Here is a 15394-nt window from a genome sequence, read left to right on the forward strand (position 1 = left end):
ATCCAAGTCAACTAGGCGATATCTCCGCTCTGCAGGAGCTGTGCGAGCGGGCCGATGCCATCACTTTGAAATTAAACTGGAGCATGCTGAAGTCCCGTCCCGCGGACGCAAAGCTGGACTTTTTTCATTATTCCGGCGATATGCTGACCGGTTTTCTCGCCTTATATCCGCTCGGCGGCGGTCTCGAGGTATGCGGCATGGTACATCCGGATTACCGCCGTCAGGGAATATTTACGAATCTATGGAAGGACGCCATCCGCTCGGCTAACGTTTCAGCCTATAAGACCATCCTTCTGAATACCCCGGCTTCCTCTTCCAGCGGCATAGGCTTCATCGAGTCCCAAGGAGGGGTGTTCTGCCATTCGGAGTATCAAATGAAATGGCATGACGACGGCCAAACTGTCGCGGAAGCGAACCCGTCGGTCCAGCTGCGAAGCGCGGAGCTTGCCGACATGGAGGACATCATCGCCATCGATCAGGAAGGATTCGAGATGAGCCGGGAGGAATCAGCCGAAATCTACTCATCGCTGCTGCAGGAAACGGGAACCCGGCCGCTCATCATTAAGCGGGATGGGGTTACCGTCGGCAAGGTATCTCTTGAAGATACAGGATCCGATACGTGGATATACGGCTTTGCGGTGAAAGCATCTGTTCGGGGTCAGGGGATCGGCCGCAGCACACTGATGCTCATCGTATCCGAAGCGATAGCACGGGGGCGGGACATATGGCTGGAGGTGGCGGTTCAGAACCCCAATGCGCTCCGGCTGTATGAGTCCTGCGGATTCAAAGTGATGAGACAGCAGGACTACTACGAGTACATGGCGTCCCAATAATCGCCACAAGAAAAACCGGCTGCGCTTGGCATGTCCAAGGCGCAGCCGGTTTATTGCGTTGTGCGGGGCGGGGTGGACTGGGGTTTACACCCGCTCCGCATTCAGCTTGGCTTCCATCGATAGAACGGCCTGGAATTCATAGACCAGCGCCCCGTTATCCGCTACCCGTAAATGGACCTGTCCCTTGCGGCGCATCGCTTCCAGCGCCTCGCCGGCCTGCTCCATGCTGAGTGTTGTATTCAAGGCAACGTCCGCTGCGGTCAGCAGGTTCTCCTGCTCCGCAGCCAGGTGGAGAATGCTCTTCTCCATCTCGGGGGTGATCTCCATCCATGTTCTCGCTTTTTTCGTTTTCGTGCGCAGTATAAGTCCGATTCCAAGCGGAAGCACGGCGAAGACAAGAAAGCCAAACCAATCCTTCGTGCCGCCACGGACCGCCAGATTGACATAAAGAATGCCGCAAAACAAGCCAAACCAAGTGAGAATCCACGATATTTTCCGTCTGCTGCTCACCGGCAAGTCCTCCTTTCGCGAGGGGTTATCTTTATTATACCTTTACCCGCACCGAGTATGAAGAAAGTGCATTGTATGTACGAAATGTTGTACAATATAAGCTAAATGAAATTAAAGAACAGAAGGATGGAATGCATTCATGTATGTAGCACGCGATTGGCAGGATTATGAATTGATTGATACCGGGGACGGGGAAAAGCTGGAGCGTTGGGGAGACGTCATTCTCCGCAGACCCGACCCGCAGATTATATGGCCGCTCACCAACGAAACGGGGCAGTGGCGCCAAGTTCACGGGCATTACCACCGAAGCTCTTCGGGCGGCGGCCAATGGGACATGAAAAAGCCGATCCCCGACCGCTGGACCATTTCCTACGACAAGCTGAAGTTCCATATCCGCCCTACCAACTTTAAGCATACCGGTTTGTTCCCCGAGCAAGCAGCCAACTGGCGCTGGATGATGGACAAGATTGCCGGGGCGGGCCGTCCGATCCAGGTGCTGAACCTGTTCGCCTATACCGGCGGAGCCAGCGTGGCGGCAGCTTCCGCAGGCGCCCAAGTCGTCCATGTCGACGCCGCAAAAGGCATGGTTCAATGGGCCAAGGAGAACCTGCAGCTGTCCGGCCTCGGAGACCGTCCGGTCCGTTTCATAACGGACGACGTGTTCAAATTCGTGCAGCGCGAACAGCGCCGCGGCAATAAATACGACGCGATCATCATGGACCCGCCATCCTACGGCCGTGGACCCGGCGGGGAAATGTGGAAGCTGGAGCAGAGCCTCTATCCCTTCGTCGAGAGCTGCATGAGCATCATGTCGGACAACCCATTGTTTATGCTCATTAATTCGTATACGACCGGTATTTCGCCGACCGTACTGCATAACATCCTGTCCATGACGGCAGCCCGCCGGTTTGGAGGAAGCATTTCCTGCGGCGAGCTCGGACTGCCGATTACCGCCTCCGGACTGATTCTGCCGTGCGGTATTTTGGGAAGATGGGAGTCTTAAACCATGAGCAGAGCCGATGGTCAGGACGTCCGCATTCCGATTTTGTATGAGGACAATCATTTATTAGGCATCGTGAAGCCGGTCAACGTTCCTACGCAGGAAGATGCCTCCGGGGATGCCGATCTGGTCAGCCTGCTCAAGGAGGACATCAAAATCCGGTATAACAAGCCCGGCAACGTATTTGTCGGCCTGGTGCACCGGCTGGATCGCCCCGTCGGCGGGGCGATGGTGTTTGCCAAGACATCCAAGGCCGCCTCTCGTCTGTCGGAAACGGTACGCTCCCGCAAGTTTCGCAAAGTGTATGCGGCCGTCGTACACGGGAGGCTGCCTGCGCCGACAGGAAGCCTGAAAGACTTCCTGCTCAAGGATGCCAAGACCAATACCGTGTCTGTGGTGAAGCCGGAAACAACCGGCGCGAAGGAAGCGCTGCTGGATTACGAAGTGATCGCAGAGGCAGACCGCTATAGCTTGGTCAAGGTGGAGCTCCATACCGGCCGGTCCCATCAGATTCGGGTTCAGATGAGCCATGCCGGCTGTCCGCTCTACGGCGACCAGAAATACGGCAAAGGGGCAAATAAGCCGGGGCAGCAGATCGCCCTGTGGTCTGTCATCGTCGGCGTCCCTCATCCCGTCACAAAGGAAGAAATCGTCCTTGCCTCACTTCCGCCTGCCGAGCATCCCTGGAATTTGTGGCCGGAAGCGACCCTGAACGCTTTGACGGACAAGGAATCATAATTCATCCCGCCCGGCGGCTGCAATCGGCCGCAAACAGTATAAAAGCCGGAGAGCCCTGCATACGCAGGCTCTCCGGCTTTTTTATGATTTAATAAGAATAAGTTCTGCGGAGCTGACCAAAGACGGTTACGATCCAACTTCGGCATTATGCCGGCATCCAACGACCGTTCTCGTTCCGCCATTCTTTTTCCCGTCAGTTTCTTGTCAGCACCAGCATTGAGGATGCTCCGCGCTGGAACTCGTAGTCCGATGGCCGCTCCTCGGCCGACCATCCGTTAACGGCGGCAAACGACAGCAGCTTCTGCATGTCCTTGTACCTGCGGCTGCTCTGGTCCACCAGCGGAAAAATCCGGATTTCATCCTTCGTCACCCGCATAAGCTCAGCCACCGTCTGCTCATGAAACGCGTAATCCAGCTTGTCGCTGTACATAAACAAGAAATGCGCCGACAGCGTCATGTCAAACTGCCGGTCTGCAAAGGGCAGCATCGGCAAAACCGCGGCAACGTAACGATCAGGGTGCTCCTTCATATCCTGGACCGTGGCGGTCAAGGCCTCTGTACGCTCGCTGCGGAGCCCCTCGGGACCGCCGAATTCGTCCCACCGGTACTGATCGCCCAGGCTCTCCACATGCTGCACCGCATGCCCGATATCGAGCCTTCCCTTCGCCTCAAGTGCCGCAGGGTCAAACTGATAGGCTATATCCGCAGCAACGGCTTCAATGCCGATCTGCCTCGCCTTGGCCGTAAACGAGCATGCCCCGCCGGGGCAATCCAGGACGGTTCGTCCCTTCAAGTCCCCGGACTTCAAATGAAACATCCGCAAATATTCGTCATAGGTTCTTCCGATGAAGACGATCCGCTCCAGCCGGATGTCCCCTGCATCTCCCTCGGAAAGGCTAAACTGATCACGGCTTGGCTCCTCATCGGCCAGCCCTCTGTTTAACGGCTCAGCCACGGCCGCCGCTTCTCCGGGACCCTCTTCTCTGGTACCGACTTCTCCGGTACGATCTCCGCTCGCAAACTCTGCTCTTCTCAACTCTTCTCGGCTCATCTCCAGGGCCACACACCTTTCTGCTCACATATTAAATCCCAAACAGGATTTCACAAATTGTATCCGCCGGAGCCCCATGTTGTCAATATCCTCCATTGGGGCCAAGACGCGCTTGATGTGCTTTCGCAACATGAGCCGGCCTACGGCTTCGATAATGCTGCACAAAAAAAGACGGGCGCTGCAATGATGGCAGCAGCCCGTCCGGCTTGTCTTGGAATTCATGCTATTATTCAAAGTGATAAGTCCAGAACCGCTCTTGGCTGAAGCGCTCCAGCACGGCTTTATCCAGCTCCGACTGTCCGCTCGTCTCCCAGCGGAACTGCGACTGATGGGCGCGGATCGAGGCAAACTTCTGCGGTAAAAAATCGCGCACATCCACGAAGACATCCGGTTTGCCAAGGATCTTCTCGCACCCGTTGGAGAACGCTAGGCAGTGCACTTTCGGCCGCTCCTTCTTCGGCATGGCCGTCACGGTCCGGATAACCGCGGCTCCGGTCGCGTCATGGTCCGGATGAACCGCGTACCCCGGATAAAAAGTGATGATCAGCGACGGCTTCACTTCGTCAATCAGCGCGCGCAGACGGCTGGTGAGCATCTCCTGATCCTCAAACTCCACCGTCTTGTCATGCAGACCCATGAGGCGAAGATCCTGGATGCCGATCGCCCGGCAGGACTCTTCCAGCTCCTTCCGGCGCAGCTCGGGAAGTGTCACGCGGTTCGCCAAGATGGGATTGCCCATGTTGCGGGCCATTTCCCCCAGGGTTAAACAGGCGTACGTCACCTGGGTTCCGGCCTGGATATGCTTAGCCAGCGTCCCCGACGTGCCGAACGACTCATCATCGGGGTGGGGAAACACCACAAGGATATGTTTTTCCATATGTCTAACCTTCTCTCTCGTTAAAATGGTTGGCGGCTCAGCTGAAGCGCCACGACGAGCTTGCCGTCGCTGTCATGTCCGGCCATGATCAGCCGATCCGTTTCCGTTTCTTCAAAATGGGTCAAGCCTTGGGAATAAACCCAGCCCTGCTCCATCTTGAGGCCGACCCGGTAAGGGCCAAAGCCGGCGATGGAGCCTTGCGAATATCGGACGACGCCGTTATGGATAAACGTCGATGCGGTAAATTTGGATGAATCGTTGTGTGAAGCGTAAGCACCCGTTGTCATTTCAAGGTGTATATAAAGGTCCTGGTTTTTCAATGAATCTAGCATCTCCTGGACCATGCCGGGATTGATCAGCTGCATATTCCTTCCCCCATTCTGATAGCGTCTAACTGCAACATTATTTATTATAATTCAAAACAACGGGAAATCACAATCAAACCCGTAGATTTAGTCATCTTGGGCGGAAGAACGGGCGTGGTAAAGTCCAAAAATATGCATGACGAAAAAGGAAAGAAGCTGCCCATGACAGCTTCTTCAACACATGACATATTTATTGCCGTTTAATCGGCCAGTTCCCTGCCTTTGGTTTCCTTACCGAGAAGCAGCACTCCGATTGCACCAATCAGCACAATGACAAAAAACATGCCGAAAATGGTATCGATGCTGATGCCCTTGCCAACCATGACGCCTACGAGAAGCGGGGCTATCACGCCGCCGACCCGGCCGACCGAGGTGGCCAGCCCCACGCCGGTGGACCGCACCCGGGTCGGGTACAGCTCCGGTGTATAGGCATACATGCCGCCCCAGGCACCGAGGTTGAAGAAGGACAAGCAAATGCCCGCAGCAATCAGCATGCCTTCGGTGTCCGCATAACCGAACCACAGCGCACTCAGCGCCGTCAGCGTCAAATAAGTAACCATAACGAACTTGCGTCCGAACTTCTCGATGAAGTAAGCCGCGGTAAAATAACCGGGCAGCTGGGCGATCGTCATGATCAGAACGTATTCAAAACTTTTGACCAAACTGAAGCCTTTGAGAACCATGACCGACGGCAGCCACAAAAACATGCCGTAATAGGAAAACACGACGGTAAACCACAGAATCCAAAGCATCAGCGTGGAGCGGCTGTGCTCTTTAGCCCAAATCGACTTGAATTTGGTCCCGAAGGACAGCTTGGAGACGCTTGCCTGCTGTTCCTTGAAGCGCGGCGCATCTTCGATGGATTTGCGTAAATATATGGCATACAGCGCAGGTAAGGCCCCGATGACAAACGCAATCTGCCATCCGTACTTCGGAATGACGAAGTAAGACACCAGCGCAGCGACCAGCCATCCTCCCGCCCAGAAGCTCTCCAGCAGGACGACGGCTCTGCCGCGGTCACGTGCCGGCATCGACTCCGAGACGAGCGTTGAAGCCACCGGCAGCTCGCCGCCAAGACCGATACCGGTAATAAACCGCAGCAGGCACAGCACGGCAAAGCTTGCGGCCAACGCGGACAACCCGCTCGCCACCGAAAAAATGAGCAGGGTCCACAGCAGGATCGTCTTGCGACCGAACCGGTCGGCCATATAACCGGCAGCAGCCGCTCCGATGACCATGCCGACGGAGTTCATGCTGGTCAGGACCCCGACCTGCTGCGGTGACAGCTTCCATTCGGCCGTTAATGCCGTTACGATAAATGATATGATGCCGACATCCATAGCGTCGAACAACCAGCTGAAGCCGGCGCTAAAGAGCAGCTTTCTTTGCTTGGGGTGGCGCAAAAGCTCTAACTTACTCATCCATGATGACTCCTCTTGAAGAAATAATAGGGGTACAAGCATCGTTATCCATACGATGCCCTAAACGGCGCCTTCCAACACGCCCGGCGCGGTTTAGGCCGTGATTTTGCCCAATAGATACACCAGCAGCTGCTGGTTGTGAAGCGAGATTCGGCTCAGCACGCCGGACAGGAACGCATCGCGGATCTGCAGACCGCGGAGCACTTCGTTCTTGCCCTTTTCCGAAATGGACACCCACACGATCCGCCGGTCGTTCAAATCCCGCTCGCGCTGGATCAGCCCGTTCTTCTCCATGCGGTCCAGCAGCATGGTGACCGCGGCAGGGCTTGTCGCCAGCAGCGGGGTCAAATCCGAAGGCTTCATCCGTTCCTGATCGCTCAGCACTTCAAGTACAGTTAGCTGAGACTCTGTCAGGGCCGGAGCGAGCTCGTTTTCCATATGTAATTTGTAATCTTTGCTTAGTTTAGACCACATTTTCGCAAATTCGGAAGTCTGCACTGTATATCCTTCCTTTCGCTCAGTATCTTGTAATCGTCATGATTTACATGATTAAGTTTCGCGCAATTTAAAGCAATTCCTTCTTCACCATGAAAAATTTCTTTGCTTGGTTCGTGAAAACTGTGTAAATTTACAGGAAAAACATCCCCTAAAACGCGGCTCCGATGGCCTTCCCGTGCCCATTTAGAACCTTTTCGGGGAGCCACGAAATTTTTAAAAATTTTCGGTTAAAAACAAAGGGCATCCCGCAGCCCGGGATGCCCTTTGAGCAATAATTTATGATTTGGACTCCGTCCGGCTCGGCTCAGAGCCGGTCACGAGCAAATCGACAATCTCGTCTTTCTTCTCCACATGCACGAGCAGCTTGCCGATCGATTTCCGCTCGGCGAGCGGCGCCTGCTCCGAATTGAAGCTGAAGCTTTGGCCGGCTTGGGTCATGGCCGTGATCTCAAGCGGCTCGCGGCAATAAAAAGCTCCCGCGATGCGGGATCCGTTCGGCTTCACCCGCTTGCCTTCCTTGAACTCGAACGTAGCCAGTCCCTTGCCGCCGCGGCTCTGCGGCAGATAGTCCGCCAGCAGCGTCCGTTTGCCGTAGCCCAGATCCGTCAGGGTGAGGATTTCGCCCTCGTCCTCTTCTACCCACAAGGCGGATACGACCTCATCGCCTTCCTTGAGCTGAATTCCGCGCACCCCGGCGGATACGCGGCCCATCGCATTAACCTCCTGCTCCTTGAAGCGGATGCTCATGCCGTCCCTGCTGACCAGCAAAATGTCTTTGTCGTTATTGCTCATCGTTACCGTCAGGACCGCATCGTCGCTGCCGACCTTGCAAGCAGCAACCGCGCTGGAGCGGTTTGTCATGTATTCTTTCAGTTCCGTCCGCTTCACTTGGCCCTTGCGGGTCACGAAGACGAGCGATTTATCCGGCTGATCAAAATTGTTGACAGGGATGGCCCCGACAATCTCGTCTTCCTTCGCCAGGTTAATGACGTTGACGATCGCCGTTCCCGGGTCCTTCCACTTGAACTCCGGCACCTGATGCACCGGCAGCAGGAAGAACTGGCCACGCTGCGTAAAGATCAGCAAATTATCCAGCGTGTTGACCTCCAGCACCCTGTTGACATAATCGCCTTCCTTCACCCCCGAGCTGTCCAGCTCCCCGCCGGAGCGCGTAAACGACAGCATGCTTGTCCGCTTGATGTATCCATCGTTGGACAGAGTTACGAGCACATCCTCCGAGCTGACCATGACTTCCAGGTTGACCTTGATTTCCTCAACCTCGCCCTGGATGGAAGAGCGCCGGTCCACGCCGTATTTGTCGCGGATTTCGAGCAGCTCCTTGCGAATCAGCGCGATCAGCTTCTTGTCGCTCTCCAGAATCGCCTGGTACTGGGCGATCTTCTTTTGCAGCTCGTCCAGCTCCTTCTGCAGCGTCGTGATCTCCAGGTTGGTCAGACGGTACAGCTGCAGGGTCAGAATCGCATCGGCCTGACGCTCCGTAAACCCGAACATCCACTGCAGGTTGTTCTGCGCATCCTGACGGTTGCTGGAAGCCTTGATCGCCGCGATGACTTCGTCCAGAATGTTCAGCGCCTTGACAAGACCTTCCAGCACATGGGCTCTGGCCTCCGCCTTCTCGAGGTCAAACTGCGTCCGGTACGTCACGACCTCGCGCTGATGCTCGATGTAGGCCTGCAGCATCGCCTTCAGTCCAAGCTGCTGCGGCGCCTTGTTGACGATGGAGACCATGTTGAAGTTGTACGTCACCTGCAAATCGGTCTTCTTAAGCAGATACGCCAGAATGCCCTGGGCATCCGCTTCCTTCTTGATTTCGACAACGATGCGCAATCCTTCGCGGCCGCTTTCGTCACGAACCTCCGAAATTCCCTCGATTTTTTTCTCGAGTCGAATATTCTCCATTTGTGTCACCAGACGCGATTTGACGACCTGGTACGGAATTTCGGTAATGACGATTTGCTGCTTGCCGCCGCGCAAAAACTCGATGTCCGCCTTAGACCGGAGATAAATCCGTCCCTTGCCCGTCTGGTACGCTTCCTTGATTCCGTCGCCGCCCATGATCAGGCCGCCCGTCGGAAAGTCCGGACCTTTGATAAAGGTCATAATCTCGTCCAGTTCGATTTCCGGCTTCTGCATGACGGCGATGCATGCGTCGATCACCTCGCGCAGATTGTGCGGCGGAATTTCGGTTGCAAAACCGGCGGAAATGCCGCTGACCCCGTTGACCAGCAGATTCGGATATCTGGAAGGAAGAACGACCGGCTCCTTGGCGGTATTATCAAAGTTGTCCTTGAACTGTACGGTGCGCTTCTCAATATCCCGCAGCAGCTCCATGGCGATCGGCGACAGGCGGGCTTCCGTGTACCGCATCGCTGCGGCCGGGTCATCGTCAATCGAACCCCAGTTGCCGTGACCGTCCACCAGCACATGCCCCATCTTCCAAGGCTGGGCCATCCGGACCATGCCGTCATAGATGGACGCATCCCCGTGGGGGTGATAGTTGCCCATGACGTCCCCGACGGTTTTGGCGGATTTGCGGTAAGGTTTATCCGGTGTGTTGCCCGAATCGTACATTGCATACAGAATCCGGCGCTGAACAGGCTTCAGGCCGTCCCGCACGTCGGGAATGGCCCGGTCCTGAATAATATATTTGGAGTACCGGCCAAAGCGGTCGCCGACGACCTCCTCCAGAAAGGCCGGCAAAAATTGTTCCGATAAGCTCATCCATTCACCTTCTATTCCTCGAACTCTCTAAAGTCCACGTTTTCCACGATCCAGCGCTTGCGCGGATCAATCTTGTCGCCCATCAGCGTGGAGACGCGCCGTTCGGCCTTGGCGGCATCCTCGATCTGCACCTGCAGCAGCGTTCTGGTATCCGGGTTCATCGTCGTTTCCCACAGCTGTTCGGGGTTCATTTCGCCGAGTCCCTTGTAGCGTTGAAGCTCGTAGTTTTTACCGAACTCTTTCAGATAGTTTTGCAGCTGCTCGTCGTTATATGCATAACGGATCGTCTCCAGCTTGCCGGATTTCCGCGTAATTTTGTACAGCGGAGGCTGAGCGATATACACTCTTCCGGCATCGATCAGCGGCTTCATGTAACGGTAGAAAAAGGTCAGCAGCAGCACTTGAATGTGCGCTCCGTCCGTGTCTGCGTCGGTCATAATAATAATTTTGGAGTAATTGCTGTCTTCGATTTCAAACTCGTTGCCGATGCCGGCCCCGATGGCGGAAATGATCATCCGGTATTCTTCGTTCTTCATAATGTCGGCGAGCTTCGCCTTCTCCGGATTCATCGGCTTCCCCTTCAGCGGAAGGATGGCCTGAATTTTGGAATCCCGGCCCTGCTTGGCCGATCCGCCCGCAGAGTTCCCTTCCACGACAAACAGCTCCGTACGGGTAAAATCCTTCGACTGCGCCGGCGCCAGCTTGCCGCCCAGATTCGAGCTCTCGCTGCGCTTCTTGCCGCTGCGCATATCGTCGCGCGCTTTCCGCGCGGCTTCCCTCGCTTTGGAGGCCTGGATCGCCTTTTTGATCAGCGTCTGGGCCACCTGCGGATTTTCCTCGAGGAAAATCTGCATTTTCTCCGAAACGACCGCATCGACGGTGCTCCGCGCGGAAGCGCTGCCGAGCTGGTCCTTGGTCTGTCCCACGAATTCGACCTCGGCCATCTTAACGCTGATGACCGCCATCATGCCTTCGCGCAGATCGTTCCCCTCAAGGTTTTTGTCCTTTTCTTTCAGCAGGTGATTTTTGCGGGCATAATCGTTCATCACGCGTGTGTAGGCCGTTTTAAAGCCTGTTTCATGCGTACCGCCGCCGCGCGTAGGAATCGAGTTGACGAACGAGGCGATCGTTTCGGTATATCCTGCGTTGTACTGCAGGGCCACTTCGACCTCGACGTCTTCCTTTTCCCCATAAAAGTGAATGACGTCATGCATGACGTCTTTGCCTTCGTTCAGAAATTCGACGAACTGGCTGGCGCCGCCTTCATAGAAAAACTCGTCCTGGCGGTCCGCACGCTCGTCCTTCAGGACGATCCGCAGCCCGGAGTTCAAGAACGCAATTTCCTGAAGCCGTTCGGCGAGGGTATCGTAAGTTACGTTGATACCGCCCTGAAACACACGCGCGTCAGGCTTAAACGTCACTTTGGTGCCGGTCTTGTTCGTATTGCCCAGCACTTCCAGGCCGGTCACCGGCTCGCCGACGTGCTCCTTGCCGTTCTTGTCCTGCCAATATTCAAAACGCATCCGGTGAATCTTGCCTTCCCGGTAAATTTCCACCTCAAGCCATTCCGACAGTGCGTTGGTCACCGAAGCGCCTACTCCGTGCAAACCGCCGGACTTCTTGTAACCCGATCCGCCAAATTTACCGCCGGCATGCAGGATGGTATATACTACCTGCGGCGTAGGGATACCCGTCTTGTGCATTCCTGTCGGTATCCCCCGTCCGTTGTCCAAAACGGTGATAGATCCGTCTTTGTGTACCGTAATATCAATTCTCGTGCAGTATTTGGCTAAATGCTCGTCTACAGCATTATCAACAATTTCCCATACCAGATGATGAAGTCCGGATGAGCTGGTGCTGCCAATATACATACCTGGCCGTTTGCGAACCGCAACCAGGCCTTCGAGCACTTGAATGTCGTCAGCATCGTATCCGGTTTGGCCGTTCGGGCCGCCCTTTGATGACTCTGCAAACATATCGATCTGCTCGACCATTCATGCTCCCCCTTTGTGTTTCTTTATGTAGGATGAATTTCATCCAAAATGCAAACAGATGTTTTGTTATCCTTGTCCATTTTAATTCAAGATATCCCTTTTCGTAAAGACAAGGAAAGAGATTGCAATCGCAGCAGCCCCCCAAACCGTCAGCACGATGAGGGAAAACGTCAAGCTCATGCCCTCGATCGGCGCCGGTGTGCCCGACAGGTAGTTGGTCAGCTGCAGGTTGACCATAAACAAATATTTGGCGCTGTTCCATGCGGACGCCATGTTCGTCAATATAGAGCCGGCAATGAGCGCAGCCATCATGACGACGATACTTGCGGCGGTACTGCGGACAAGCACGGACACCATAAATGCGAGCACCCCGACGACAAGGCTGACGAACCAGGCTAGACCCGCCTGCATCAGCAGGTATTCCCACTGCGGGACGGCATGAACGGCGGTCATATCCACTTCCGAGCCGCGGATAAGAAAGCCGGTGAACACCGGAATCGTAAAGCCTTTGTAGCCAAATACTGCGCCCGAAATCAAATAAGTGATGATGACCGTCGCCACGACGATTAACGAATTGTACATGACCAGCGCGATTAGTTTACTGAGCAGCACCTTCCACCTTTTGACCGGCCGGGTCAGCAGCATTTTGATCGTGCCCGATGTCCTCTCGCCCGATACGATATCCGAGGCGATCGCCATTACCAACAGAGGTATGAACAAGGAAATGGAGTTGTCCAAAAACTCGCGGGTAAAGGTGACGCCGTTCGGCTCGTTCGGGTTCACGTCATGGTCCAGGTAATACTGCAGCTGCTGGATAAAAATTTTCCGGAACTTTTTCCATTCATCCGGAACGCGGTCGCTGCTGAGTGAATTTTCATTATCGGTGATCTGCTGCTGAACTTCAAGCCGCCAATCGCCATGAAACTTCTCGCGCGTCCGTTCGGCCGAGCGCATCTGGGCATAGGTGAACATGGGCACCAGGACGACCAGGATGAGCAATACGACATAAAACCGTTTCTTTTTGATAATTTTGATCGTTTCGTTTTTGACCAGCGGAAGCAGGTTAATCAATGCTCTCACCTTCCGTCATTTTGAGGAACAGCTGTTCCAGAGTCGGATTAATTTTATGCACGCCATTGACTTCAATCCCTGCTGAAACGAGCTGTCTGACGATGGAGGCGACATGCTGTTCGTCCATCCGGGTCACGATCGCTTCCTGCCCCATACCGGCGATGATGGCGTCATCGAGCACCTCTTCGGCGTCCGAAATCACCTCTACGCCTGCCTGCCGGCTGAGTAAGGACCTGCCTTCTCCCACGGAAGAGAGATCCCATATGACATATTGGGCATTTTCCGATACCAGCTCTTCAACAGGACCCACGGCCAGTACGCGACCCTTGCTGATGATGGCTACCCGGTCGCACAGCAGCTGAATTTCGCTCAGCAGGTGGCTGGACACAAATACGGCGAGCCCTTCATCGGCCAGCTGACGGATAAACTGTCTCAGCTCCTTGATTCCTTTCGGATCGAGCCCGTTGGTCGGCTCATCCAGGATCAGCAGCTTGGGCCGTCCCAGAAGGGCTTGGGCGATTCCAAGCCGCTGCCTCATCCCGAGCGAATACGTGCTGACCTTGTCATGAATGCGCTGGTCGAGCCTGACGATGTCAACCACTTCCTGGATACGCTGACGGTCTATGCCGCGCTGCATCCGGGCAAAATGCTCGAGGTTCTCCCATCCTGTCAAATAAGTATACGCCTCCGGGTTTTCGACGATCGAGCCTACGAACCGGAGCGCCTGCTCCTGATTCTTGTTCACGTCGTATCCGCACACCCGGATGGTACCGCTGGTCGGCTTGATCAAATCCACCAGCATGCGGATGGTCGTCGTTTTGCCAGCCCCGTTCGGGCCCAGAAAGCCGAACACTTCGCCCTCCCGGACGTCGAAGGTGACATCGTGAATGATCCACTTCCGTCCGATCTTCTTCTTCACATGCTCCACCGACAGAACGACGTCATCCTGCGATTTCAAGATGCTTCCTTCAGACATATGCGCGCCTGACGCCCCTTTCCCGCTTCTTTCTCACAACATTCCCTGTACAATTCGTTCGGCAATCCGCTCATATCCTTGATCGTTCGGATGGAAATGGTCCGTCGACAAATACTTGTTCAAACTGTGCTGAAACAGGTCGAACGTCGGAACAAGCGTCATGTTGTCATATTTATTGATGACCGTGAGCGCGGCACTGTTCCACTCCGAAACGGCCTGATTACCGGCCACTTTAAGATCCGTCACGTCTACAAACGGATTATAGAGCCCGACGTAAATGATGAGCGCATCCGGGTTGATCTTCCGGATTTGCTCCAAAATTTGCTGCAGCTGTTTCTTCGCCTGGGGCAGCGCTTCCAGCAGCTCATCAGGGTCCAGATCCGCAGCCTCTCCGTCGTTGCCCGCGGTACCGGTCTGGCTGCCTGACAGCAGATCCGCCCCCTGGAACAAATCATTGCCCCCGATGGACAACAGAATGATGTCCGCCTCGCCAAGCACGTACCGGGTCCCTTGTTCCTTTAACTTCGGAAGCAATCCGGATGTGGTCAGCCCGTTAATGCCAAGATTGTTCAACAGGGTCACCTTCTTGCCCGTAGCCTCCGCAAGCTTGGTCACACTTCGCCGCGCGAAGCCGCTCCCGGTGCTGTCGCCGGTTCCTTTGGCCAGGGAATCTCCAATGACCGCAGCCTTCAGCTCTTTTTTCTGTTCAATATTGCCCGGTGCCGTTCCTTCAGGTTTGGCGGAAGGAGCCGACAGGTTTAACTTGCTGCCTTGGGGATGGTTGATATCCTGTACCGCGTATGCGAAGCCGGCGATGAGGAGGAGCGTTGCCGCGATGGACAGAATGCCGATAATCCGCCAAATCCACTTCGATGAACTCAAGACATAATCCCTCCACAGATCAATCTGAACGGTCGTTTCCGTAAACGTTATGTACATAAACATAAAACTTCTCCCGGCAATTTGCAAATCATGCCATATTCCCGGTTTTAACGCCAGCCTTTTTTGTCGATTTTGTGAACATAGTGGATATCGGGGAGAAACGGAGTTATAATATTCCCTGTTAGACGACGCGGGTTATTAGCTTAGCTGGTAGAGCAGCCGACTCTTAATCGGCAGGTCGCAGGTTCGACCCCTGCATAACCCATCAAAGCAGAATTCGTATGCTGAAGCATGCGGGTTCTGCTTTTTTCAATTCGTATGCAATCATCTGACTCACCGTCCAGACCCGGTTTTCCAAATTCCCGAGGGATTGACCGAACTTTTCTTAAAATAAAAGGGGTACCCCTGCCGAACGGCCATGGGGCACCCCTTTTGT

The 15394-nt window shown here is 54.8% G+C and carries 14 protein-coding genes and 1 tRNA gene; 4 read left to right on the forward strand and 11 right to left on the reverse strand.

Translation table 11 applies throughout. From position 1 onward, the window contains the following. The first annotated feature begins 83 nt into the window (after positions 1–83). On the forward strand, positions 84–833 hold the full coding sequence (locus tag BCV73_RS16840) for a GNAT family N-acetyltransferase (protein WP_143811876.1): 750 nt from the start codon (positions 84–86) through the stop codon (positions 831–833). An 84-nt stretch (positions 834–917) separates the two neighbouring features. Here the strand turns inward: BCV73_RS16840 and BCV73_RS16845 are convergent, their stop codons facing one another. Continuing rightward, the gene (locus BCV73_RS16845; RefSeq protein WP_089547990.1) at positions 918–1343 is read right to left on the reverse strand and encodes a hypothetical protein; all 426 of its coding nucleotides are present in this window, start codon (positions 1341–1343) and stop codon (positions 918–920) included. 139 nt (positions 1344–1482) lie between these two features. On the opposite strand from BCV73_RS16845, the gene BCV73_RS16850 reads away from it, so the two are divergent. Beyond that, entirely contained in the window at positions 1483–2346 is an 864-nt protein-coding gene (locus BCV73_RS16850; protein WP_089547991.1) for a class I SAM-dependent methyltransferase, read from the forward strand. Positions 2347–2349: 3 nt separating this feature from the next. Next, positions 2350–3081, forward strand: coding sequence for an RluA family pseudouridine synthase (locus BCV73_RS16855; RefSeq protein WP_089547992.1), 732 nt, complete (start codon positions 2350–2352; stop codon positions 3079–3081). Positions 3082–3274: 193 nt separating this feature from the next. Here BCV73_RS16855 and BCV73_RS16860 read toward each other — a convergent pair whose 3' ends face one another. From BCV73_RS16860 to BCV73_RS16905, 10 genes are all read right to left on the reverse strand, one after another. Continuing rightward, complete coding sequence (locus BCV73_RS16860; RefSeq protein ID WP_256992884.1) at positions 3275–4132, reverse strand: SAM-dependent methyltransferase; 858 nt, start codon at positions 4130–4132, stop codon at positions 3275–3277. A gap of 226 nt (positions 4133–4358) precedes the next feature. After that, entirely contained in the window at positions 4359–5009 is a 651-nt protein-coding gene (gene bshB2 / locus BCV73_RS16865; protein ID WP_089547993.1) for a bacillithiol biosynthesis deacetylase BshB2, read from the reverse strand. Positions 5010–5029: 20 nt separating this feature from the next. Beyond that, the gene (locus BCV73_RS16870; RefSeq protein ID WP_076170972.1) at positions 5030–5374 is read right to left on the reverse strand and encodes a YojF family protein; all 345 of its coding nucleotides are present in this window, start codon (positions 5372–5374) and stop codon (positions 5030–5032) included. A 200-nt stretch (positions 5375–5574) separates the two neighbouring features. Then, positions 5575–6795, reverse strand: coding sequence for an MFS transporter (locus tag BCV73_RS16875; RefSeq protein WP_089547994.1), 1221 nt, complete (start codon positions 6793–6795; stop codon positions 5575–5577). 93 nt (positions 6796–6888) lie between these two features. After that, entirely contained in the window at positions 6889–7293 is a 405-nt protein-coding gene (locus tag BCV73_RS16880) for a MarR family winged helix-turn-helix transcriptional regulator (RefSeq protein ID WP_076170968.1), read from the reverse strand. 276 nt (positions 7294–7569) lie between these two features. After that, positions 7570–10035 carry a DNA gyrase subunit A gene (gene gyrA, locus BCV73_RS16885; protein ID WP_089547995.1) on the reverse strand — a complete coding sequence of 822 codons (2466 nt, stop codon included), beginning with the start codon at positions 10033–10035 and terminating at the stop codon, positions 7570–7572. Between the two features lie 11 nt (positions 10036–10046). Further along, the gene (gene parE / locus BCV73_RS16890; protein WP_076170964.1) at positions 10047–12029 is read right to left on the reverse strand and encodes a DNA topoisomerase IV subunit B; all 1983 of its coding nucleotides are present in this window, start codon (positions 12027–12029) and stop codon (positions 10047–10049) included. Between the two features lie 81 nt (positions 12030–12110). Continuing rightward, positions 12111–13100, reverse strand: a complete 990-nt coding sequence (locus BCV73_RS16895) for an ABC transporter permease (RefSeq protein WP_076170962.1) — start codon at positions 13098–13100, stop codon at positions 12111–12113. Further along, positions 13093–14076 carry an ABC transporter ATP-binding protein gene (locus BCV73_RS16900; RefSeq protein WP_089547996.1) on the reverse strand — a complete coding sequence of 328 codons (984 nt, stop codon included), beginning with the start codon at positions 14074–14076 and terminating at the stop codon, positions 13093–13095. The genes BCV73_RS16895 and BCV73_RS16900 overlap by 8 nt, the downstream gene beginning before the upstream one ends. Before the next feature lie 33 nt (positions 14077–14109). Continuing rightward, a complete protein-coding gene (locus BCV73_RS16905) occupies positions 14110–14958 on the reverse strand; it encodes a GDSL-type esterase/lipase family protein (RefSeq protein ID WP_089550290.1) in 849 nt (282 codons plus the stop codon). Between the two features lie 192 nt (positions 14959–15150). On the opposite strand from BCV73_RS16905, the gene BCV73_RS16910 reads away from it, so the two are divergent. Beyond that, a tRNA-Lys gene (locus tag BCV73_RS16910) sits at positions 15151–15223 on the forward strand. The last annotated feature ends 171 nt before the right edge of the window (positions 15224–15394 follow it).

The organism is Paenibacillus sp. SSG-1 (assembly GCF_002224835.1).
In the GTDB taxonomy this organism is placed as follows: domain Bacteria; phylum Bacillota; class Bacilli; order Paenibacillales; family Paenibacillaceae; genus Paenibacillus_AQ; species Paenibacillus_AQ favisporus.